The organism is Paenibacillus sp. FSL H7-0940 (assembly GCF_037979415.1).
GTDB classification, from domain to species: domain Bacteria; phylum Bacillota; class Bacilli; order Paenibacillales; family Paenibacillaceae; genus Paenibacillus; species Paenibacillus amylolyticus.
The window spans coordinates 4,362,689-4,386,850 of record NZ_CP150280.1; the positions used below are offsets into that span (position 1 = coordinate 4,362,689).

Genomic DNA, 24,162 nt, shown 5'->3' on the forward strand with positions numbered 1-24,162 from the left:
AGTCGGGCAGATGATGTTCCCGGCTTGCGCTTCTTGATTTTTTTCACATATGAAATAGCTCGTTGTTTGGTATAAGGCCTTTAGGTTGCTCCGGTTTTGGCGCTTCAGACTGCTCGCTCACTGCACACTTCGCGGAAGTTGCAATCCCGGCAGGACCGGTGTGATGGCATCGCTGTGAAGTAGGTGACGTCCTTGGGACGGTTGTAATACTCATCCTCCACGCAGGATCGCATCTCCTCAATGTAACGACCCACGTTCTCCTCTACCTTCCGGATATCCTCTTCTGTCGCTGTAAACTCCCGGTGTTTTCCGGTTAACAGGTACTCCACTCGCAGCTCAATCTGCTCCAAGGGAACCCGGTAGTGTTCTCTCACATAGGATGCGTACAGCATTAGCTGATCGGAGAAGTCATCTTCCTTGCCCGTCTTCCAGTCCACAATGACAATATTGCCGTTACTGCGCCGATACAATAAGTCCATCTTCACATACACGCGTGTATCGTGCAGCATCATGGTATCCCATTTCTCGATCTCCAGAATGTCCGTACTTGCCCGGGACAAGTCCTCCCACGTAAGCGTCTGGTACAGGTTACCGACACAGGCCGAAGCCCGTTCCTTAATCGTGGCGATCCGGTCATTCAACGTGTCATCCCCATAATAGATCTCTGACAGCATCGTGCGATTCTTGGGGTTCAGCCGCCACTGATCCGCGTCCATGGATTCCACATACGCCTGATTCAGCAGCTTGCGTATGGTCTGTTCCAGGAAGTGTTCACGCGGTTTATCTTTGCCCTCTTCCCTGCTGCGTACCGCCGACTCACACATGCGATGCGCTAGGTCCCCGAAGACAAGATACAGATTGCTGAGCTGCTTCAGACGGTACAGACGAACCTGCATCTCATCAGCAGAGTCTGTCTTCCAACCGTTATGGGCACCGTAATAATGATAATAATATTTGCGCAGGCACTCATCGAACATACTCGCCCGCGACTGCGAATAAGACCATTGCGGGTATTGTGCCATAAGATATTCTGCCTTTCTGTATGCCGGATCTGCATGAGATCCCTTAATGCTCAAAGTATAAAGCCCGGGCAACATTGCCGCAAGCGCGCTTCCGTTATTTTCTTCTAACGCAACCGTTTCCGATTCGATCCGTATCGTTTATATAGTAACATCACCAAAAGATGAAATTGCGGAGCAGAACGCATAATATACTCTATAGAGGGCACGAATTCGGGACCGGGATGTTAGTACGGTCTAGCCCGAAGCCAGTGCTGGCCCGGCGCTAACGAATCTCACACACCTTATCACGTGGATCATGAGGTTTTACGGAATCTAACGAACCCCAGACAAGCTAATTAGTCGTATTTCGGTTGTAGAACGTGTTTATTGCAAGCAAATGAGTCAATAGCGTGTCTCTGATTCGTTACATTTTCAGATCTGGCGATTTACGTGAAATAAGACTTACTCGGTTCGTTAGAAAAAGATTATATGAAAAAAAATTGTACAGGCATATCCTAAAAGGAGGCACCACCCATGAATCGACCGGATTGGTTCCAGGCGGAAGAAGCATTACAACAGATCCAAGTCATCGGAAGCGACCGGAATGAGCTCGTAAACATCATCGGCGATGTAGAAGGATTAAATTGCATTGGCACAGGTACAGACGCGGCTGTATTTACGTATGACGGCTTGCCGCAGTATGCCTTCAAGATGTACTCGGATCATGCCTTGGACAAACTCGAAAATGAAAAACAGGTATACGAGCAGCTCAAAGGTCTGCCATACTTCCCTACCTATTACGGCAGCGGCCGGAATGTACTCGTGATCAGTTTTGAACCCGGGGATACCTTGCTGGAATGTTTGGAAAAAGGAATCGCTGTCCCCGAGCAGGTGATGCTCGATGTGGACGCAGCGCGAGAAGCCGTTCGCAGCCGCGGGTTGAACCCTCGCGACATTCATCTGAAAAATGTAATACTTCAGGATGGACGCGGGAAAGTGATTGACGTATCCGAGTATATCCAGGACGGCAATGACAATCGCTGGGAGCATCTTGTCTGGGCTTATCACAACATCTATCCACGGATCAAAGGAACGCCCATATCTCCACGCATGCTGCAAACGATCAAATGGGGATACAATCAGTTCGATCATGCCAACGTCAAAATGGACGACCTCGCCAAGAAAGCCAATCGTCTGTTCTCTAGGTTTATGAAATGAGCACGTTGTACACATAGATGATTGTCTTGATATTATTGAATCAAAACCACCCGGATAACAGCCTTGAAGAGGCCTTTATCCGGGTTATTCTTTGTATATGTGCGTATGCGATGATTATGGTTACGGTAATCATTGTTGTGTGCTTTACTGCTTCTGCTTCTGCTCACAATTGCGACTGCGAGTTAAATAGGGTCAGAACCATCTTTATAGACCTTTTATTCGAGACTACTACTAAACTGGTCGTGCTCAACCTTCTTTTCTCCCCCGTCCCTGCGAGGGAGTCATGCCCTTGTACTGTTTATATAACTTCGTAAAATAGTTGGCGTTGTCGCAGCCAACTCTGGCGGCGATCTCCGTAATGGTCAGACTACTGCCTTGCAGCAGCTGCTCTGCCTCACTCATCCTGCACCCGTTCACGTATTCCACAAAGGTACGTCCGGTCAGCTTTTTGAACATTTTGCAGAAGTGATACGCATTTAATCCCACATGACTTGCCGCTTCCGTAACAGACATCTTACCTGTGGGGTCCGCTTCAATCTGTGCAATCAACTGTTTGAAACGTTCGCGGTTTGGAAAATACGATCCGACCGTTTTATCCGGTAGCTGCTGCGGCATAAAGGTTCGCGCAAGCAGGGTGAACAAGGCATGCAACTTGGACTTCACCACGAGCTGATAAGCCGGGGGCTGTAACGCCATTTCCTCCACAGCTTCATTCAGCAAAGAATAATAGCCTGTGCAGGCTGTATTTTCCTCTGCCGGTTTGACCGGAAATCTCACTCTTCCTTCCAAATACGGCGCGACATATTGCTCATGCACAGGATCATGAGTGAAATCATGGAACAGTGCACGGTTGACCACAACGGAATCATAATGCACATCCCCCTCATCCAGAGCATATCCGACATGTAATGTACCTCCAGGAATGATGATGACCTCACCTGCTCGAACCACATAAGGTTTGCTATCAATATGAAACAGCGCACTGCCCTTGCGCATGATAATCAGCTCAAAATGTTCATGCCAATGCAAATACAAAATGCATTCTTCAGCTTTCATATCTAAACACCGATTTTGGAACAGCTGAAATGGATGTGATTTATGGTCAATTCGGGTATTTTCGTGAAGCGCTTTCAGATCCAGCACGACTTCTTCCCCCTCTTCACAAGATCCGACTATTATTACACAAGATTGTTTAGAGCCATCCCGTTAATCCACGGCTATAATGAGTGTGTCACGAAGTACTATAAGCCAATATTGGAGTGAAATACAACCATGAATAAATCATTACGCATCGGTACACTTGTAGGCGGGCAGGACGCCGTCCGCGTTATCCCGCAGATCATGCAACATGGCTTCGAATCATTTAACCTGACCTTCTGGCAAACAACTGGTGATCTGGATCTGGCAGAGACAGCCAAACGTGTCCGTGAAATCGTGGACGAACAAGGTATTGTCATCTCCGCGGTGAGTGTATTTGGTAACCCGCTCACAGGAGCCGGAGACAACGCCGATACATTGGCAAGTTGGGAGCGAGTTATCGATCATGCACAGCTCTTTGGTGCAGATATCGTCTCCGGGTTCACCGGACGTCTGACCGATCAACCCATTAACGAGTCTATCCCCCGGTTCAAGGAAGTATTTGGTGAATTGGCACGCCGGGCAGCAGACCGGGGTGTACGCATTGCTTTTGAAAACTGTGATATGGGTGGAACCTGGCAGACGGGCGACTGGAACATTGCCCATAACCCGACGGCCTGGGAGATGATGTTTGATGCTGTTCCGGATGAAAATGTAGGCTTGGAGTGGGAGCCTTGCCATCAAATGTCCAGCCTGATTGATCCTATTCCACAGCTACGCAAATGGGCTCATAGAGTCTTCCACGTACATGGCAAAGATGCCACGATTGCCTGGGATATTGTCAAGGAATACGGTGTGCATGGCCCACGTGAATTTGTCTGGCACCGCACACCCGGCTTCGGGGATAACAACTGGGCAGACATTATCACCATTCTGCGCCAGAACGGTTATCAGGGTACGATTGACATTGAAGGCTGGCATGATCCTGTCTACAAAGACGAACTCGAAATGACCGGACAGGTGCATGCATTGCGATATTTGAAACAATGCCGCGGCGGCGATTTTGTGCCCAATCCGGTATAGGAAACCATGCGAGCTGTATAACACAATTCCATGCAAAGGAGATGAGAACATGACTCATCCTTATCGGGTAATTATTGCTGGCTGCGGTGCCATGGCAAACACATGGGCGGATTATGCCTTGCAAAGGCCGGATACAGAAATCGTCGGACTGGTCGATCTATATGAACAGACAGCCCTTGCTTTTGCTACAAGACATGGCCTCACCTGCCCTACGTTCACCGATATCCGTGAAGCCATTCAAGCGACTGGTGCAAATATCGTATTTGATGTCACAATTCCGGCGAGTCACTACGGCATTGCCATGACGGCGCTGAAGGAAGGATGTCACGTATTTGGCGAGAAGCCACTGGCAGAGTCCTTCTCAGACTGCACAGATATTGTGCAAACCGCTCGCAGCACAGGACACATTCAAGCCGTCATGCAGAATCGCCGTTTCGATCCGCGTATCCGCGCCTACCAGCACCTCATTTCCGGCGGAGCTATAGGGCAGGTAGGTTACGCAGGGGCTGACTTTTTCCTCGGGCCACACTTCGGTGGATTCCGTGATCTGATGGATAGTCCACTGCTGCTCGATATGGCGATACATACGTTTGATCAGGCACGGTATATTCTCGGAGCCAACCCGGTATCTGTGTACTGCCATGAGTTCAATCCTCCAGGTTCCTGGTATCAGGGCAATGCGATGGCGTTATGTATATTTGAGATGTCCGACGGGTCCGTATTCAACTATCGCGGGTCCTGGTGCGCAGAAGGTGTACCCACATCATGGGAAGCAAGCTGGCGCGTAATCGGTGAAAAAGGAACCGCCATCTGGGATGGTCATGATGACATCTATGCTGAAGTAGTTACTGCGCAAAGCCTGGATGCTGACGGCAAACCATCCTTTTTCCAGCCAAGTGAGCGGATTGAAGCGGACTTGCCTGTCATGGACAAAACAGGACATCACGGCTGTCTCGAAGACATGTTCGCCGCACTGGAATCAGGGCGATTGCCTGAGACCGATTGCAGTGATAACCAGTTCAGCATGGCCATGGTCCTCGCTTCCCTGGAAAGCGCCCGCACAGGACAGAAAGTGTTCATCGCCGATCTACTGAAAAACACATAGCAAAGCGCCTGTATATTTCATATTAAAGAAAGCCCAAACTGCAAAAGTTTAGCAGTTTGGGCTTTCTTGTTTTTTCACTTACTCTCCTAGTTCCAAAAATGTTGTCACAAAAAAATTGTCATTCCAAATAGCAAAAGTAGTGCAGGGAACGAAATCGATTCTGAAGAAACGAAGTGCTCGCCTTTATCCCCGGATTTCGACTTTACAAAAGTCGATCAGGAAATCCGGGGATAACAGCGATCGAAAGAACGATTCGTAACCGGAACGGCTGCTTCGCGAGCAGTGAGCAGTTTTTTTGGACTTTCATCATTTTATAGAATTCCTTTTTTCATTGCCTTATACACCAACTGCGAGAACAGGCTGTTGGACCAGGCAAACCATGGTCTGGTGAACGTACTGGAATCATCGGCGTGGAAACCCTCATGCATATATCCAGTACCCGCATCCGTGTTCTCCAGCAATTCAATCATCGCCAGTATTTCCTCGTCATTGTCTGCGGTCAGACCCTGCATGGATAGCGCCATATGCCAGATGTATCCCGGAGGGGTGTGAGGGCTACCAATACCTTTGGCTACCCGCCCTTCATAATAGAACGGATTTTCCTTACTTAAAATGAATCGACGTGTGTTCTGATATATCCTGTCTTCAATCGAAGCATACTCCATATACGGTATGGACATCAGTCCAGGTGTGCCCGCATCATCCATTAGACAAAAGTTGCCGTAACCGTCCGTCTCATAGGCATATATCTGTCCATACTCCGGATGACGGTAAGTACCGTACAGGGAAATGCCATGTTGTATTTCTTCTTCCAAACGAGCCATTTGACTCACCAGCTGCTCATCCCGGAACACCCACTTCGCGATCTCCCCCATCTGGCGCAAGGTTACCGCAGCGAACATGTTCGCCGGAATATTATAATGAAAATCACAGGCATCATCACTCGGACGAAATCCGGACCAAATCATCCCCGTATAATTCACCGGCATACCCAATCCTTCATTACGCAGCGTATCATGGGCAGGACAATTACGGCGCATGAACCGGTAAGGTGATTGCTCTGTGTGATGCTGTTCTATCTCCCACAGGTGTACGATATTCTCCATTACTTTCTTGAAGCGCTCGTCAAATATATCCGTAAGTTCAGTCTCCTGCCAATATGCATAAGCCAACTTCATGGAGAAACAGAGGGAATCCAATTCAAACTTCCGTTCCCACACCCAGGGCGACATCTCCGTCTCATCATTGGCATCCCAATGCCATCCATTCGCTGTTTCATTGAACGCATTGGCATAGATATCCATATCAGCGTAGAACGTATGACGTTTGATCAGCCCTCCAATGATACGTTGCAACTTCTCATCATCCTTCGCAAGTGGAACATAATGCATAACCTGCTCTACCGAATCCCTTAACCACATGGCGGGAATATCCCCTGTAATCACAAAGGTTGTCCCATCCTCCAGTAGCTTCGTGGTCGTTTCCAGTGTATTCGGAAAACAATTGCGAAACTGAGTCAGCAATCTCGGTCGATGTTGCAAACGCTCGTCCGCCTCAGTCAGAATATCCTGCACAGCTTGCGGCAATTCCAGATGCGGCATAGGGATTTTCGGTAATCTGAACTGTTCCATGGATGTTGTCTCCTTTGAATTGGTTTATTTAAGTTCAGCTAATAATTTTTTACACCAGCACTCCGATTGCAGAATAACCTAACCTTCTGATCGCTGTTATCCCCAGATTTTTCGATCCCCTTTCTCAAGGGGAAATCCGGTGATAAAGGCGCACGCTTCGCTTCTTCAGGTTATTTCTGCCCTCTCCGTTATCGTGTAAATATTTAGTTGAACATATATAGATTGGAGCTAACACTCTAATTATATTGTTATTTTTGTTATGATAAATTATAATAACATTATTATTTGTAAGTGTACTGTGTCAGAAGATGATCGTCAAATGAAGGAGTAATGATATGTCACGCAAAGTATCCATTCAGACGCTGGCTGACCAGCTGGGATTATCCAAATATGCCGTCTCCCGCGCACTCAGTGGCAAGACGGGTGTCAGTGAAGCAACACGCGCACGGGTTCTGGAACTCGCTCGGGCACTGGGGTATCGCCAAAGTACTCCAGGTACTAGCAATAGTTCTGCTACTGCAAACCATGCAGATCCGTCCGATCCACCGTTTGTTCTCATTTGCATGAATCAGCTCAACCGCGGTGAACCCCACTACTGGCAACGTGTTCTGTCAGGCATGATCTCCGCCTGTAATGAGCGTGGTTGGCATCATGCCATTGTATCTCCCTCACTCGGAGTGACGGACGAGAACACCTCACCCGAAAAAGCTATTGCTCCTCACTTGGACTGGGAACGTTGTGCCGGGATTATTGTCATGGGAGCTTTCCCGCATACGGTTCTGCAACGACTCTCTCAGACGGGTCGGCCTATTATTTTGGTAGATCATCAGGAACCCCTGCTGAATTGTGATACGATCAGCCATGATAATCTGGAAGCTGGCATCACCGTGGCTAGATATCTAATGTCTCTGAATTGCCGACGGATCGGCCTCATCACAGATGATGGTCGTGCTGCCAGCTTCGCGCAGCGGAAAATCGGGATTGAGTTGGCCTTGAACCATTTCCATGTGGACACCAGTCATACGACCAGCCTCAGAGAATGGAATATTCCGTATGAGAACGGCGAATGGGTTAACCAATTGGCTACCACCATTCAAAACATGCCAGAGGACGAGCGCCCTGATGCCTGGATTGGTGTTAATGATGATATCGCCTTGCAGTGGATGCACAAATTAAAGGAGATGGGCATCTCCACGCCTAAAGATTGTCTTGTCATCGGTATCGACAATGTACATTCTGCCGTTACGTCCTCCCCGCCCCTGACCACGGTTAACCTGTGCAAAGAGGAACTCGGACAGCGTGCCGTTGAAGCTTTACAACGCCGGATCGAACGCCCGGGAACGCCGAAAGAGACGGTTATGTTATCGACTACGTTGATTCCAAGGGAATCGGCATAATTCGGAAAAGGTACTGCTCTTTTCTGAAGATGAATTCGTTAGGTACTTGCTGTCCCATAAGTCTGGTGCATACAAAAGAGGCCCCGCATATTATGCAGGGCCTTTTTCGTATATTAGGCTTATATCCTTATATTCCTGTACATTCACACTTAAATCTGATGATCCATCCACCCATCCTTATATCATCCATTCGAAGCTTCATTTACTTCATGTCTGAGGAATTGTACTAGTGGTTATTTCAGCCAAGGCAGGCTATCGTACGACGGAAGATCCACTTCCCAATTCACATCACGATACTCTCTATTGACTACGGTTCTTTTCAAAGTGAATTTTGTACCCTTTTCTTCGTTAAACCCCCGAATTTTTAATTGCAGATCATCTTCAACGTATTCACCGTTATTATTAGGTTGATCCGGATAACCGTTCACTTCAACAGGATACTCTTTTCCATCCGAATCTACTGCAACCCAGCGATCACCCATGAAAGCATTTCGGAACGTCCCACTCCCCTTCAGAACTAGTGAATACCCTTCCTTTACATCAATCTTCGGAGGATCATACGATTCCATCAGTGGCTCGTACTCAAAATCATAGAATAATATTTTATCTCCAAGCTGTTCAAATTGTGCAAAAGTATAAAAATTCGTGTCCTTACGCCTCTTATTCAGGTCAACTTCCACTGATTTCTCTTCTTTCACCGGCAGGGTGTAACCATCCAGAACAAAGCGAATGTTCTTCGCATCTACCGTTACCAACGCAGGGTCCCATGTCTCTGACAACTTCAACGGCCCACCGTTCCTTAAGTCACTCTGATCTTGGAGCTGGAACTTGGCTTGACGGGCATCTGGTCTTATTCCATTGAAAATTCGATATTCATTTGTTTCAGGAATCTCAAGATGGTAGATGATACTCATATAGCTCGCCCAATTCTCATCAACTTTGGCACGAAGTTCATCATCCAGACTCACATTCAGGTCAAGCCGAGTTCCGTTTGGCGTGCGTACAAGCTGTGTCATATCAAGCTTTAGTCCTTCTGGCGTCGTATATGTGTTATCCATAGAATTTTCAACAGCCAATGATTTGGCTTTGGTCATATCGATCTTGAATTTGAAGCTCCAATCCACCGTAACATCTCTATCTTCGTAGGATTTCTTCTCGTAATCATAATATCTGCCCACATTTAAATTACGCAGTTCACCCCGCACGACCACTTGATCCGGAATTTCATCATGAAACTGGAATAACAATCGTTCAGTTAGAGGGCCCTTTGTTCTTGCATCTCTTGCAAGAGTGGCAACCTGTCGCCCCTCTTCATCCGTAACATGAATTCTCCCCAACTCAGGCAGAAACCGTGATACCCCTAATCCATCAGGTGTTGTTTGTTGCATGGTCATTACCATATGAGATCGGTCTACAAGCACGTCTTCAATTTTAAGCGTGTAGCCCTGGTCATTGATATTGATATCCGGATTAACCACAAGTCCAAGAGGTTTAAGACGTTTATAATCATCCGCAAAATAGGAATATTTCAATGCTTCAGGCACAGGTATGTTAGGCAATGGCAGACGATCTACAGCATTTACCGCGGGTTGCGCTGGCTCTGCTGTGTGATCAAAAGCATACCAGGCCCCTCCGGCAAGAATCACAACTGCCGCTGCGGCGATTCCAGTCCGGCGCATCCAATGTGCTCTCATAGATTTTTTCACGAATGGACTTTTTTCTTCCACACTTTCCATGGACACGCCATCCAGCTTCTGCATGACCTTAAGCGTGAAATCCGCATCCGGCTCCTCACGGAACAGGTGCTCTTCCCACAACCGATCTTCATCCTTTGAAATAGGCTTCATACGTAGCTAAACCTCCTTTGCGTTCCATTTGCTTCCTCAGCGTTTTTTTCCCGCGATAAAGGGCGTTGCGCACTTTGGTTGAACTCATGCCTGTAATGTCTGCAATCTCTTCATAGCTCAACTCGTTTGTGTACTTCAGTAATAACACCAGGCGATACGATTCAGGTAACTGTTCGAGCTGTCGATATATTTCACGCTGCATCTCTTTATGCAGCACACGCTTTTCAGGTGTTTCATTACTGACAGGTTCGATCCCCTGATTGACCGGGAACATGACGGGTTTCTTTTCCCGTATAAAATCCCGCATCCGATTCACCGCAATGGTATACACCCACGACGAGAAACTGCTTCCCTCCCGCCGCGAAGGGAGATAACAATAGATGCGAATAAACGTATCCTGAGCGAGATCCTGTGCATCCGGATGACTCGCGCCCATTCCGCGCATGATGCCGTAGACTTTATTTTTATATCGATCCACTAGCACGGAGAACAACTGCTTATCCCCTGCAACAATACGCTGAATAAGCTCCTCCTCCGGTATCTGTTGATTCATGTAATCCCCCTTCTCCACAGCTTCCATGCATGGTTCTGTACTATATAGACGGAAGCCGTTCCCGAAACCTCTCACTTTATCCAAAAAAAAGAATTCGCCCTTATCGCCAAAGCCGACTGGGTGAACTCTGCGTACCAACATTCTGTAATTGCCGCTGCACATTCTCTACAGGTTTGGTGGTGAACTTTATGGCAACCCGAATCACACATTCCGTGGTAGCCTCTTCCTGCTATCTTACCTTTCCTGCCTTACTTGCCTCTTAATCTTCCCTGTTCTTCTCCGCAACAAAATCAGCAAGCTGGGAATAGATCGCCACAATCTCATCCATCGACATGCGCACGAGTCCACTGGACGACGGAGCGACGAACTCCTGAATTTCCTTGACGACCGGGTCGTCCTGGAATCCCCATTGCACTTTGGTACGCTTGCTGTACTGGGTGTACACTCCTTTTCCGACAAAACAGGCGATGTCCGGTCGGTATTCCTCCAGCTTTTGCCGTAAAATCTGTCGTCCTTCTGCGTACTCTTCCTTCGTAATATCCTCCATACCTCTGGTGGGACGGGCCACAATATTCGTGAATCCATATCCCAGCTTCAGCAACTCTCCATCCTCCTGTGCATCGTATAAACGCGGGGTTAACCCCGACCGTTCAAGGATGCGCCAGAACCGGTTTCCTTTGTAAGCATAATGATGACCTGTCTCTCCAGACGTAATGCTCGGATTGAAACCAATAAACAATATCGATAAACCAACATCCAGATGATCTGGAATCATGATGCAACCCCTCCTGATCTTTTTTAGCCTATTCCCACATTCGGTTGTGTATAAAATGATATAATGAGCAAAGCATTTTCGAAATCGGATTGAAATTTTCATGAAAAAGGAAGCTGAACTAATGATTGCAGACATCATGCTTGAAGTCGTCCTGCCCGTCTTTCTCCTGATCGCCGTGGGGTCATGGATGCAAAAGGTGTTCAAGCTGGACTTGTACACACTCGCCAAAATCAATTTCTATTGTATTACCCCCGCAGCCGTCTTTATGAGCATGTACCACTCGGATATGTCGGGCGAACTGCTTGGGACCGTGACACTCTTTTACGCGATATATGTATTGATTCTCTATATTGTAGGTTCTGTATTTGCGCGCTCGCTTCGGATGAATAAAGGCATGAAGGCTGCTTTCAACAACAGTATTATGCTGGATAACGCAGGCAACTATGGACTGCCCATCAATGCACTGGTATTCCGCGGCGATCCACTCGCCTCTTCCATTCAGGCACTGGTCATGTCTTTGCAGGCATTACTGACATTTACCTATGGCGTGTTGTCCATTCAGGGCGCGAAGCTCAAAGGTAATTACCGTGCTGTGATTATTGGATTTCTTAAAATGCCTGTTCCATATGCGCTCTTGCTGGGGATTCTGTTACACATGTGGAAGGTTCCCTTGCCTACGTTCCTGTCCATGCCACTGACCTATGCGCAGCAAAGTATGGTTGCCGTGGCGCTTCTGACACTCGGGGCACAGATTGTAAAATATCCAATTCAACTGTATCGCCTTGATGTGTATATTAGCACATTTTTGCGTCTTCTGATTGGCCCGGCTATCGGGATTTCAATTGTGCTACTGCTTGGGTTGGAAGGTATCGCTGCACAGGCACTTATTATCGCTTCCGGTATGCCGACGGGTGTCAATGCATCCATTCTCGCAGAAGAATACGATAACGAACCAGATTTTGCAGCCCAGACGGTGCTAATCTCAACGTTGCTTAACATCATCACGATAACAGCACTGATTTCTTATGCCAAAACGTTCTGAAACGAAAAATAAGTCCATGACCCATGAGCAGGGTTGTGGACTTATTTTTGCGGTGCTAAGACTATGATTCAAACGTCGTTCGTTCCGGGAACTTGCCGCCTTCCCTGAATAAACATCGTACCAGTCGCTGCGCGGCTCGGTTAAAGAAAAAACTCGGGCTTACCCCATCCACCTGGACAGGTTCCAGTTCCTTCACACTTTCCTTAATCTTATTCATCTCAATGAGCCCCATCTTTCGCTCATTCGGTCCGAAGCGATAAATAACCTTCTCATCGTCCTCCGTCTGTTTCACCAGCAGAATCACAGATGCCATACAGGTTACCCCCTATCGTTACGTTATGAGATTCCATTAATCACTTGCCTATTATAATTATTACCCAGATTCTAGTGGAAGGATATAGGACTTAAGTTAGTTATACCTAAATTAAATATCCTGATATAAAGATTCTCTGAAATGAGTCGTTAGGCTCACAAACACCGTGTTTACACTATCCCAATGGATAGTCACTGTCATGAAAGTGCGTACTGCCCAAGTCGTTTTTCTCCGTTTATACTAACCATATCTTGAATTTTCAAAGGAGAGAAACTTATGACTACAGCTCAAATATATAGCCACGGGGTCCCGTGGGAAGAGGCATTCAGCGTTGCTCAGGGATACAGCATTAACGGTACGATCTACATTGCAGGTCAATTTTCGCATGATATGCAGGGGACGTTTATTGGTGTCGATGATATTGAAGCACAGGTCCGCCAGACATTGGATAACTTGGATCGCGTGCTCGCAGGATTTAACGTGACCAAGTCGAACATTGCTGAACTGGAGATTTTTTTGGTTCACCCGCAGGAGCATCTTGAGCCATGTGTTGCTGTGTATAAAGAGTACATTGGTACTCATCGTCCGGCTGTTACGATGGTTGGGACATCTTGTCTGGCCTTCCCTCATCAACTGATTGAGATTCGCGCCGTTGCTCATACCGACTGATCCGGGTCATGTCAAAAGTTGCAGCGCCAAGTAAAATGGCCTGATGAGGTTTCGCTTTAACGAAGTTCATATACAAAAAAAAGCAGGTCGGATAAACTCCGAACCTGCTTCTTTATGAATTCTTATTCTTATTATTTGACTTTCACCGTCAGCGTATTACCAGAAGAAGTGAGGGATGCCCCAAGCCCTTCTACCAAAACTCTGAGGGGAATGTACGTCGTTCCCTTAATTTCTTTGGGTGCTGCCTGTAGGGTGACTTCTTTCCCGTTAACCTTCACCTTTTTACTGCCCAAGGTAAAGATTAGCTTGTACTTGTCTTTGGTAACGGTAATGGTCTGAGTCTTACTGTCCCAAGACGTTTTGGCTTTCATTGCTTTGGCCATCTCACGCAGAGGTACGAGATTCGTGTTATTCATTATAATTGGAGACTCGGTGAAAATAACCTTGGAACCATTCACCTTCACCTGAATAGCAGACTTGATATATTCTGGTTTAGGAGTGGCTTTCTTTTGGGTTGCCGTTGAAGACTTATTACTTTTCTTGGTACTTCCTGAACTGGATGAACTTGAAGAGGAAGATTTGGAACTCGAAGAAGAACCTCCGTTGTGATAATGATATTCCCCTTGTTTCAGCCCCCATTTTGCACAGTTGGTTCGACAGGTATGTCCCCCATTTGCATCTGTTCTTCCCGGATGGGCAGATGCAACAGTAGCAAAAATCATAAAAATGGCAAGCAAACTGCTTATTAATTTGATACGCATACGGATAACCTCCAGCAATTAGTTTGGCCAGAGTATCATACCATAATTACCCATACAATATAGGTTAATAACAAAATTTATTTTCACATAACAGTTTACAAACGCGGGTCTACTCGCTCTGATTCTAGCGAAAGCGTCGCCAGCACGCATTCATGAATTCGTTCCACTGGCTCTCTGCGTATAAAGCGCTCAATCCCCTCCATGCCCAAAGCACTCTCCATTAAGGCGTGACGTTCTTTTTTGGACGTTTTGCGTTTACGAAGCCGGGACAGATTGTCGGGTGCCAGGTAATCCATACCATAGATGATGTGCAAATATGCACGTCCTCGTACTTTTATCGCAGGCTGGATGATTTTGTTGCTATTCCAGGCGCGGAATGTTTCGGGTTTGATCACAATCCCCTCATGTCCTTCCGCCGTAATCTCATCCCACCAACGAATGACATCCGCTTCATCTGCCTCACTTGCGATCACGCGATATTCCGTCTCCATCATCAAGGTCGACATCCGGGCGAACTCACGGTTTTGTTCCATATGCCATTCATGTGTTTGCTCCCAAAATGCTCCCGTGCTATGTGCAAGTGTATGGAACGGCGCAATCCGAATGTCCCCGATATCATCCACATCCCAGCAGTATTTCTGGAATACATCGCGGAACGTTTCGGCATTAGTGAGTTTACCTACTGTTTCCTGCAACCACTCCTCTACGTTACGACCTGCTGCTTGAGCTTCGCGCAGTTTGTCCAGCACCGTAGAGCGATCCATCATGGAGGCTTCAGCCACATGTGCATATTGTGAAGCAATCAGCTCACGCGCCTTTAGATTCCAAGGTACAATCTCCGCATCGAGCAATACAAACTCCGTCTGATGACGATCAAAATAACCGTCTACGGTCAAGTCCGCATGTAATCTGGAAAGCACATCTTGCTCTGTCGAAGGGTCAAAAAAGGATCGGCCCGTCCGGGTCACAATGTTCCCCAACATCGGCCTACCCACTCGCTGCACCGCAGCTTGCTCATCCCGGAAAAGAAGCAAAATGGCCCGGCTGCCCATGTGTTTCTTCTCGGCAACCATACGGGTAACGCCCTGTGAGCGATAATAATGGAACGCATCCTGTGGATGCTCCAGATATCCCTCTACAGAACAGACACCCGGCGGCGGACTCATCGTAGGCGGGATGTAAATCAGTTCTTCCAGCGGTACAGTATAATGGGAAAACGTATCAATTGCCGTCTTCGCCACCTCACCGTGCACAGACACATCAAGTTTGGATGCTGTCTGAACCGTGAAACCCTCCTTGAACTTACGTATGTTGGGCGGAGCAAAACGCCGCTGTTCCCAGCGCTTTAATGGACTATCCGGATCTCCAGCATAATCCTGCTTCGCCGGAACACTGACTGCCTCACGTTCTGGCATTCGCCAAGCAGTGAGCATGCCACCAAAAACGACACCTTGATCAATGTTGACCGTATCATTCACAATCGTAGGATATGGACGGGGATCATGTCCCCAGACGATGCATTCACCCGAATTGTGATCCACGTACCAATCCTTGCGCACAGGCCGACCCTGCTCATCCGTACCCTCTACATCGCCATATCGGCAGTAATCCTGAATGCGTTTGGACTGTTTTCCGATAAAATGATCTCGAATTCCCGCGTGTGCTACAACCACCTGTCTTACCCCGTTCCGGGAAAAGACCAGATGAGATGGTGCATCAAGCAGAAATGCCCTAAGCTCTGCACGTACTCGCTTTGCTTTCTCTTGGCCTTGCTCCCGCTCAAACTGTAGCAGTTCCATCTCCACCCGTTCGTCACCATGACTCAACGTAACATCACGACCATCCAGATAACGCGCGATCTTCCAGCCGTGATTACTGTCAATCATGTAGGCGAGCTCGGCGGCACAATGCCGTTGCCAGAACAACAGACAATTTAATGATTCTGGCCCACGGCTCGTTACGTCACCAACGGAAACCAATTTCCTTCCTTCAGGGTGACGGTACAGACCACTTCCATCCTCGTCCACATACCCGAGACGCACGATTATTTCCATCATTTCATCGTAACAGCCATGAATATCTCCGATGATATCAATACCTGTACCCATGTCGGTCACCAGTGGATTGGATGTGCGGACAAACGTAATCTCATCCGGCTGCTTCAGCACATAACTGGCATCGAAGCCATCCTCACGGATCGAGCGCAATGTGCGCTTGAACTGCTGCACCTGTTGTTTTACCCGTTGACGTCCACGCGGATACTCCCGCTGGGCATCACGTTCCAGCAGCTCTTTTTCAGGGATATCCAGCACCACAGCAATCACAGGCACATGAGCCTTTCTTGCCACCTGAATCAGGCGCTCGCGATCCTCGGGATACAGATGTGTCGCATCCACCCAGGTCAGCTTGTTCAGACGGCAGCGGGTTGCCAGCATCGCCTCCATCGCCTCAAATGCTTTGGCCGATACTTGCTGATACTCCGCATAGATCACATTCGCTTCGCTGCGGGGACGTTGTTTCCAATCCACATACTCATCATCTCCAACCAGCATGCGGAATTGATCTGACGAGATGGCTTCTGTACGGCGAATGACACTTTCTGCAACGAGACGATCCAGCAGTGTACTTTTTCCACTGTTGGACGGGCCGACAAGAACAACGATACCTGCATGAGGCAGACGAATCTCGCGTTGTCTTTCCTCTGTCCCACTTTCCCGATCCAGCTGTCCTCTGCCCACACCAGCTGTTTCGCTAGAACCCGTTTTTCCACTCATGATAGACTCTCCTTTCTCCGTTCAAAAATGACCAGTTGGGTAGGTTGTCCATAGCCCTCTACATGCTCACCGATACCCTTAATTTCATAGCCATAGTTCCCGTGCTGCGTCCATTCCTCACACCGGGAAGCCAGCTCCGCACGAGTCCATTCAAAGCGATGATCATGGTGACGGAAACTTTCCTGCTCCATTGCATACACTTCGTTATATTCTTTGTTTGGTGTAGTGACCAGCAGCACTTCTGGCTGATAATCGTTCATGATTGTATCCATAATTCCGTTCAGACGATATTCCTCGATATGCTCAACCACTTCGCACAGAATCATAACGTCCTGGTTTTGCATCTGCTCGTCAAAATAAAACAGTGAACCGATGATTGGCTCCGGCATAGCCACCACTCCAGAACGACCCTCCAGCTTCGCGAAGCGCTCCATAGCCCGGAGCCGCGACTGACCGGAAGGTTCAACGGCCAGAATTGCCTCCACACCGGGAATGTACGCCAAACGGGCAGACAGCTTGCCTTCACCCGCTCCCATATCAACAATCTTCCGTTTGACTGGCAACGCTGCAATCACATCTGTAATCGCACGATAACGCAACTCGTTTAACCGCACAAGAGGTTCAGATTGTTCAGATTGCCCGCCATCTCCTCCAGCTGTACCTGTATCTACATCAGCAATCTTGGGATCACCATCTTCTATCTCTGTATCTGCATCCGTACCTTCACCTGGACCTCTAGAATCTGCATTCAGTTGCTTCTCATCGCTATCGGACTCGGACCCCAGGTGCTCTTGTTCTCCTTCTTCCTGATGCCCTGCTTTATTCTCCTGAATAACCGTATCCAAGACTTGAGATATTCCTCTCTCCTGTCCAAGAGACGCAGACAAAGCACCCTCTTGTCGCTCATACTGCCGAATCAGTTCGGCAAATCGTAGCGTACGCTTCACAATGAGTTCTTTCAGTGGGTGAGCATCCAGCCACCCTTCACCATACCGTTTGATTTTATCGATCTCATCTTCACTGATGAAATAATGTTTGTAATTATCCAGCACTGGAATCAGTAGAAAAAGCTGACGCAGTGCATGTTGTACCGTATTACGTCCACGCAGGATGATATGGCGAACCGTGCTTTTATTTTTCAGATCAAATGAATACGATAGTTCTCCACGCTCCACCGAAACGGCGTATCCTAATGGCGAGAATAATTCTTCCACAACTCGATCCGGCAGATCGGAAGCCACTGGGCCAAAGGTCAGTTCCAACTCGAAAGCATGCCCTACCCATTGCACATAGTCTTCCATGGGCTTACCATTCAAGGCCGTCCCTAGCGCCCCACGTATGTAGGAGCAGAACAAGCTGCTGGTCACGAACTCACGATCATTGATATATTGCGTTATGTCATATCCATCAGGTGTACCTCTGACCAGATCCACAGGATCAGGCTCGGCATGAATCAGCACTTCTGTTTCGCTCTCTGTAGTTGTGGTGTACACCATTCTTACACGCACACCTTTGTCTACGCGGTCATATATATTCAGCGGATTCTTCGCTAATAAATGGGATACAACCCCCGCGTCAGCGCCGCTTGCTTTCAAGATCAGATGCATCAGTTCTCCTCCTTATATATGAAAAATGTCGTCACGCACTAGTGCGTTTCTTGCAAACCTGCTGAAAGCCCAAGCGTACTTAAACGTCCCTGAGCCAAAGCAGCACAAGTGCATGATGGAGCGCTAACGAATCGCTGGCGTCTTATTTCATGATGAGAAGCCCCCTTGAAACCTAACGAACCCAAGTCACGCTATATGGGGCTAAACCGCCATTTTCCAGCCTTTTATCCGACTTTTTCGGACAATAACGTGTCCCATGTTCCTTACATTTTAAAAAGGCACCCTGGAGGCCATATAAGACGTCCTGTGTTCCTTAGAACATACTCTCCCTAGCAATTGCAATTCGTCACAATCAGCCAGCCGACCTGGACTATAAAACGTTCGGACGCGGACATTCATCATCGAATCGCTTGCCTGGGTGAGAAGAAACGTCCTAATTGTTCCCCCACACCTCTTGTAATGCAAAACGGAAAATCCGGTCCAATTCTTCAAATTCAATAATTTGCTCATTCTCCATCTGGCCGGCCAGTTGTTCAAAATGCTCGATCTTCTCCGCCAAAAAAGCTTGTATTGCTGGCAACTGCGGCTCCAGATCCAGTTCCTCGCCCGCCTTTTTCCGGCGCAGCAATTCATGAATCTCCGTATACAGCGGTGTAGTCGCAGGTACAAGTTCTTGCACAAGCTCTTCAAATGCCATCGGTGGCATTGCATCATAACGTTCGATCCAACCACAAGCCAGTAAGGGACGAAGAACATAGAAATACTTTTTAATCCTCACCTGGTCCCCTTGTAAATAATCGCGGAAGTTCCCCTTTGCCATATTGAGATAATGATACATGCAGGACTTGGGCGAGAAGGTCAAAGGCGACAGTGCACGGATATGCTGTGCCACGTTATACTGTTCATCATACTGAATGGGGGATTGCAGCCACTCCAGTAACGGTGGATTTGATTTGCGAAACAGCTTCAAAGCCTTACGCATATCCCAACCATTAATATCGAGCTGATCACTGATGGGGCGTTCGATAACATCCCTTTTATCCTCAATCGACAAGTACCACTCCAGCGGTCTTACATACAGAAAACGCACATCATAATCACTGTCCTGGGAAGGAAACCCCCACGCCCGACTGCCCGATTCACAGGCATAGATGATCTGTACCTGCTCCTCCTGTTCAATCTGTTTGAGCTGTTGTTTGATCGTATCTTTCATTTCTTCATCAACATAGGTCATCGTCAGTTGCCTCCAAATTCCCCAATTTAAATCTCTATCTCTCTCACTCGGTTCGCGAGTGTATCATATCCTGCTACAGTCTCAGCAATATACGTCAATACCGTTTCACTCCAACCGTAGATGTAAAAGGTTTTGCCATCCCGTGGCGGTACCATGGCCTGCCGATAAGGTGCTATATCCACAATAAATGCCTTCAACTCCGGATTCATCATCCGCCGATATCGCTCAAGCTCAGCATATAACGGGCTGCCTTCATTCTGCTGTTCATCGGTGATCATAATGATCTGATCCACTTTTTCTCCGATATCCCGAAGTTCCCGCACCGGTCGACCGGTGTCTGTTCCACCTTGTGCGCGAATAAGGTGAGCTTGGGAAAGGATGCTCTCATCCATCTTGGGACGAGCATCCTCAACCATATGGTCGAATAACCAGAACAGTGCGTTACCTCTTGTTTGTTTATAAAGCGCCAGTGCCAGCACCGAACCAATCCGTAAATAATCCCCTTGCATGGAACCGGAGCGATCCAGGAAAATAGCCGTTCTTCCCGGCAGCGTTGGTAGGTTGCCAATGGATATCTCTACCGCTTGTCGCAAAGCATCCCGCAGCTCTTCCCTCGCAATCATTTCATATGCACTGGCGAATCGGAATGGTAAGATGCGCGACTTACGCAGGGCTTCTGCATCCGTTAGACGACCTGTTACGTAATCGATATTTTTCGATTTTTCAAAAACTCCCGCACGATCCATTGCATTCAGATGGCGCAGCAACGCAAAAGTAGGCATCTGTGACATTAACGCCTCCCACACCGTACGTGTCGGTTGCATGATCGAGGTGACCACCGAATACGGCAGTTTACCTTTCTCGATCAGATGCATCCGGCTTGCCGGGTTTGGAGTAGCTTTCAGCTTTTCAAGCGCCTGCAACTGCGGTAGTTCCGTAAGATCCACCTCATGCCCGCGCAAATAACGGAATAAGGCTTGCTGCTTCAGATCTATCGGCTTGGGATGTGCTGTAGCGATCATATCGCCCAGACTGTATCCACGCCCACGCCCGTTGTATTTGATCGCCCAATATTCAGTAATGCCGTTCAAAAATTGACTTACCTGACGTTTCACCGCTCGGCCGCCCTGCCCCCGACCCAATCCTCTCAGAATGGTCAGAAAATCGGCCAAATCAGCCGGTGTCTGTACCACCTTGGAGAATATCTTCGCAAACTGATCCGGGTCCACTTTGGACAGCAGTGCCAGCCCGTATAGAGGCTGTAACCGCATCAAACCTTCATTACGAGCATAGACCAGCGCCCGCGCCATAAACCCTGCATCGACCTCAGCCATCTCCTGATGACTGACCATCGCATCGTCCATCAGTTGCTGGGTATCTGCATAAAAAGTATTGTTCAATGTATTGGTCATCAACATCTGTATATATTGTTCCTCCACCAATCGCTCATAGGCTCCGTAGCCCCCATGATTACGTGTCGTTGGTTGAGGTTGATTAAATAATTGTTTTGCTCTGCTCATCACTCATGACCTCCCGGTGTGAGTCTATTTGCTGTTCTTTCATAATAAAATGTTCCGAGGAAAAAGGTGGGAAGGTATAATACCCGCTCTACCGCTGAGCTACACCGCCATGTACGGCGGCGATTGGATTCGAACCAATGACCTGGTCGATTAACAGTCGAAGTAACCCTCCCTGGCGCCTCGGAACCTTGATCCACAGCGCTTGTTGCTGCCCCGCTTCACAACCTCATTATGCCTCACACATCTACACGCGAACATGGTAAAAGTATGACGACCTTCATAAGTTTAAAATGAAACCTTCCGCTCATCCTGCTACAATGAAGGGATAACGAGGAGTGAATGTTCATGGCAAGAGAGAGTTTTGACAAAGAAATTCAGTTCTTACGCATGTTATCCCTAACAAGCGGTGCATATAACCGCAAACAATATGCCGAGCGGCTTGGCATATCCGTACATACCTTTGATAAAACCAATCGCAGATTAAAAGAAATCATGCAGACCGTCGCCGACCAACGCTCAAGTGCCGAAGCAGGCCGGGAAATGGCAGATCTCGTCCGCTTCCAATACGGGGAGTCGGCAGAGCCTATGTTGCTCTTCCTCTTCCGCGCCAAGTCGATGAAAGAGACTGAAGTTCAGCGGCTTTCTGTCCTTTTGCATACCTTACAACATAAAACCCTGACCGCGATGGAACTGCTGGACGCCTGCTGTGCTGATCTGCCGGAGGATCTGGCGTTACCTGACGAGAAAACCATTCGTTCCGATCTGAAGTATCTGGAAGAGGTTGGGGTTATCCGAAAAGAGCCGGGTGGCAGACCGTATCGATATGCTTTACAACAGGACGTCCTTACCGAATTGACAGTGGAGGAACAGCTGGAGTTGTATGATTTTGTGGATATGATGGCGAACACCCAAGTTCCTTCCGTACAGGGGTACTTATTGCGGGACAGTTTGAAGAAAGCCATTACGGCAAGTTTTCCGCAAGAAGAAGCTACCGAACCCTATATCTATAAGTATCACTATTATTCTCGTATCCTGGACGAAGCTCATCTCTACACACTGCTTAGTGCGATTCGTCAGCGTAAACGTGTGCAGTTCCTATACTATTCACCGAAAAAACCATCAAGCTACAGTTCACAGAATACGAATCCACGCTTTGAACGGGAAGCAGGCGGACGATCCAACCGGATCGTGCCCCTTGAAGTGATCTATGACCATCAGTATGGTCGTTGGTATGTAATTGGATATCAGGGCCGGCGCGGCTTTGTGAAATTCCGCATGGAAGGCATAACACAGTTGGAGGAACAAGATTCAGTAGAAGAGCAATACATGCTCGAACTGAAGCAGCAGTGGACCGACATTAGTCGCTACAGTTGGCTCGTGGATACGGGAAATACCGTGACGGTTCAAGCTCGCTTTTTCTACCCGGAGCGTGGTCAGCGCAACTTTATTCTGGATCGGGTTCGCCTGCAAGGTCAATGGGGCAAAATTATACCCGAAACGGATCATACCTTTCTCTACGAAATCCAGGTCAACGGTACCACCGAGATCAAACCGTGGTTACGGAGTTTTGGCTCAAGCTGCGAAATAATCGCACCTCAGAGACTACGCCAGGAGATGATTAAGGAATGGAAGGAGATTGCCGAATATTATGAACCTGTTCGAGAAGATGTTCAATTACCAGATGATGACACGACTGAATGAAACCGGACTGTTCACCTGGACCTCACAGGAACGGGCCTGGCTTCGCATGATGCTGAATCACCCTGCTGCGAGAGAAGCGCTGAGCGCTGTAACGTTGGATAAAATGTACAACATGCTGAATGGTGAGCAGGACCTGAACCTTCAAGATTACCTGACCGAAAAAGCCAAAAGCGAAGAAAACAGTGTCTCTCATCCACTGCTTAGACAGTTACGGCTAATCATTTTGCATCATCAGGGATTTCGCATGACGGGTCGCGTCCGTAATGGACGCACAAGCCATGATGAATTTGGTTTCCCGTATAAACTGGAGTATTCCATGGTCAAAAAAGAATGGTATGTGCTCTGGTACGCGCCTCGCTTCGACAAGCTCATGTCCACCAAGCTGCACAGCATCGTTACCGTGGAAGCCCAACCCGTTGAGCCGGATACCGCTTCGAGTTACACTGCTCGAATTGCTGCGATAACAGAGAAACGCAAAACGACCATCACCATCGAGGTTCTGCCCGAGTTCAATCAGGAGTTATCCCGAATCCTCTATGCCTTCTCCTGCTTCGAGAAACAGGTCGAGTACCTGGAAGCCGAGCAGACGTATCGAATCGAGCTGACCGTTCCGCGGAATGAGATGGATTATGTCTTATCCAAGATGCGTTTTCTAGGCAAACGGGTTCGAATCGCTGACCACACGATGCTGCGGGAGCGGATGTCCGAAACAGCTGCCAAGGCATTGGCCCGTTATATAGAAAAAGATCCTGATATGCATCCCAAACACTCCAATGAAGTTCAGCACCCCCAACGCGAGGAAGGCTCTCTTGCGAAAGCCGATGGTCAATGATTTTGTAAGAGTGGGTTAACCA

General features: G+C 48.0%; 20 protein-coding genes. 8 read left to right on the top strand and 12 right to left on the bottom strand.

Translation table 11 applies throughout. The features are described from left to right. Nucleotides 1-104: 104 nt before the first annotated feature. Complete coding sequence (locus MHB71_RS19370; RefSeq protein ID WP_307539283.1) at nt 105-1,022, bottom strand: PD-(D/E)XK nuclease family protein; 918 nt, start codon at nt 1,020-1,022, stop codon at nt 105-107. A 513-nt stretch (nt 1,023-1,535) separates the two neighbouring features. On the opposite strand from MHB71_RS19370, the gene MHB71_RS19375 reads away from it, so the two are divergent. Further along, on the top strand, nt 1,536-2,219 hold the full coding sequence (locus tag MHB71_RS19375) for a serine/threonine protein kinase (RefSeq protein ID WP_340027300.1): 684 nt from the start codon (nt 1,536-1,538) through the stop codon (nt 2,217-2,219). Nucleotides 2,220-2,465: 246 nt separating this feature from the next. Here the strand turns inward: MHB71_RS19375 and MHB71_RS19380 are convergent, their stop codons facing one another. After that, entirely contained in the window at nt 2,466-3,362 is an 897-nt protein-coding gene (locus MHB71_RS19380) for an AraC family transcriptional regulator (protein WP_340027301.1), read from the bottom strand. A gap of 129 nt (nt 3,363-3,491) precedes the next feature. On the opposite strand from MHB71_RS19380, the gene MHB71_RS19385 reads away from it, so the two are divergent. Then, complete coding sequence (locus tag MHB71_RS19385; RefSeq protein ID WP_340027302.1) at nt 3,492-4,379, top strand: sugar phosphate isomerase/epimerase; 888 nt, start codon at nt 3,492-3,494, stop codon at nt 4,377-4,379. Between the two features lie 49 nt (nt 4,380-4,428). Continuing rightward, nucleotides 4,429-5,484 (top strand): Gfo/Idh/MocA family oxidoreductase, encoded by a 1,056-nt coding sequence (locus MHB71_RS19390; RefSeq protein WP_340027303.1) that lies wholly within the window; start codon nt 4,429-4,431, stop codon nt 5,482-5,484. Nucleotides 5,485-5,795: 311 nt separating this feature from the next. Here MHB71_RS19390 and MHB71_RS19395 read toward each other — a convergent pair whose 3' ends face one another. Further along, entirely contained in the window at nt 5,796-7,115 is a 1,320-nt protein-coding gene (locus tag MHB71_RS19395; RefSeq protein ID WP_340027304.1) for a glycoside hydrolase family 125 protein, read from the bottom strand. A gap of 335 nt (nt 7,116-7,450) precedes the next feature. On the opposite strand from MHB71_RS19395, the gene MHB71_RS19400 reads away from it, so the two are divergent. Next, on the top strand, nt 7,451-8,512 hold the full coding sequence (locus MHB71_RS19400) for a LacI family DNA-binding transcriptional regulator (RefSeq protein ID WP_340027305.1): 1,062 nt from the start codon (nt 7,451-7,453) through the stop codon (nt 8,510-8,512). Nucleotides 8,513-8,745: 233 nt separating this feature from the next. Here the strand turns inward: MHB71_RS19400 and MHB71_RS19405 are convergent, their stop codons facing one another. The 3 genes from MHB71_RS19405 to MHB71_RS19415 all read right to left on the bottom strand — a co-directional run bounded on the left by MHB71_RS19405 (nt 8,746) and on the right by MHB71_RS19415 (nt 11,687). After that, nucleotides 8,746-10,359: a hypothetical protein gene (locus MHB71_RS19405; protein WP_340027306.1), complete on the bottom strand. Its 1,614-nt coding sequence runs from the start codon at nt 10,357-10,359 to the stop codon at nt 8,746-8,748. Further along, nucleotides 10,337-10,912, bottom strand: coding sequence for a sigma-70 family RNA polymerase sigma factor (locus MHB71_RS19410; protein WP_340027307.1), 576 nt, complete (start codon nt 10,910-10,912; stop codon nt 10,337-10,339). Before MHB71_RS19410 ends, MHB71_RS19405 begins: the two co-directional genes overlap by 23 nt. 259 nt (nt 10,913-11,171) lie before the next feature. Next, complete coding sequence (locus MHB71_RS19415) at nt 11,172-11,687, bottom strand: mismatch-specific DNA-glycosylase (protein ID WP_036672422.1); 516 nt, start codon at nt 11,685-11,687, stop codon at nt 11,172-11,174. Nucleotides 11,688-11,808: 121 nt separating this feature from the next. On the opposite strand from MHB71_RS19415, the gene MHB71_RS19420 reads away from it, so the two are divergent. Further along, on the top strand, nt 11,809-12,729 hold the full coding sequence (locus MHB71_RS19420; RefSeq protein ID WP_017690279.1) for an AEC family transporter: 921 nt from the start codon (nt 11,809-11,811) through the stop codon (nt 12,727-12,729). Nucleotides 12,730-12,790: 61 nt separating this feature from the next. On the opposite strand, the gene MHB71_RS19425 is transcribed toward MHB71_RS19420, so the two are convergent. After that, a complete protein-coding gene (locus MHB71_RS19425) occupies nt 12,791-13,042 on the bottom strand; it encodes a hypothetical protein (RefSeq protein ID WP_076251279.1) in 252 nt (83 codons plus the stop codon). A gap of 276 nt (nt 13,043-13,318) precedes the next feature. Between MHB71_RS19425 and MHB71_RS19430 the strand changes: the two genes are divergently transcribed. Next, on the top strand, nt 13,319-13,711 hold the full coding sequence (locus tag MHB71_RS19430; protein WP_076251277.1) for a RidA family protein: 393 nt from the start codon (nt 13,319-13,321) through the stop codon (nt 13,709-13,711). 131 nt (nt 13,712-13,842) lie between these two features. Here MHB71_RS19430 and MHB71_RS19435 read toward each other — a convergent pair whose 3' ends face one another. From MHB71_RS19435 to MHB71_RS19455, 5 genes are all read right to left on the bottom strand, one after another. Continuing rightward, the gene (locus tag MHB71_RS19435; RefSeq protein ID WP_036606441.1) at nt 13,843-14,472 is read right to left on the bottom strand and encodes a copper amine oxidase N-terminal domain-containing protein; all 630 of its coding nucleotides are present in this window, start codon (nt 14,470-14,472) and stop codon (nt 13,843-13,845) included. A gap of 95 nt (nt 14,473-14,567) precedes the next feature. After that, nucleotides 14,568-17,246: a polynucleotide kinase-phosphatase gene (locus MHB71_RS19440; protein ID WP_340027309.1), complete on the bottom strand. Its 2,679-nt coding sequence runs from the start codon at nt 17,244-17,246 to the stop codon at nt 14,568-14,570. Further along, entirely contained in the window at nt 17,243-18,853 is a 1,611-nt protein-coding gene (locus MHB71_RS19445) for a 3' terminal RNA ribose 2'-O-methyltransferase Hen1 (RefSeq protein ID WP_340027310.1), read from the bottom strand. The genes MHB71_RS19440 and MHB71_RS19445 overlap by 4 nt, the downstream gene beginning before the upstream one ends. 433 nt (nt 18,854-19,286) lie before the next feature. Further along, on the bottom strand, nt 19,287-20,087 hold the full coding sequence (locus MHB71_RS19450) for a nucleotidyltransferase domain-containing protein (protein ID WP_340027311.1): 801 nt from the start codon (nt 20,085-20,087) through the stop codon (nt 19,287-19,289). Between the two features lie 26 nt (nt 20,088-20,113). After that, nucleotides 20,114-21,607 (bottom strand): TROVE domain-containing protein, encoded by a 1,494-nt coding sequence (locus MHB71_RS19455; RefSeq protein WP_076251271.1) that lies wholly within the window; start codon nt 21,605-21,607, stop codon nt 20,114-20,116. A gap of 345 nt (nt 21,608-21,952) precedes the next feature. Here MHB71_RS19455 and MHB71_RS19460 point away from each other — a divergent pair, with 345 nt between their 5' ends. Beyond that, complete coding sequence (locus MHB71_RS19460; RefSeq protein ID WP_340027312.1) at nt 21,953-23,308, top strand: WYL domain-containing protein; 1,356 nt, start codon at nt 21,953-21,955, stop codon at nt 23,306-23,308. Next, nucleotides 23,256-24,140: a WYL domain-containing protein gene (locus MHB71_RS19465; RefSeq protein WP_340027313.1), complete on the top strand. Its 885-nt coding sequence runs from the start codon at nt 23,256-23,258 to the stop codon at nt 24,138-24,140. Before MHB71_RS19460 ends, MHB71_RS19465 begins: the two co-directional genes overlap by 53 nt. Nucleotides 24,141-24,162 lie beyond the last annotated feature (22 nt).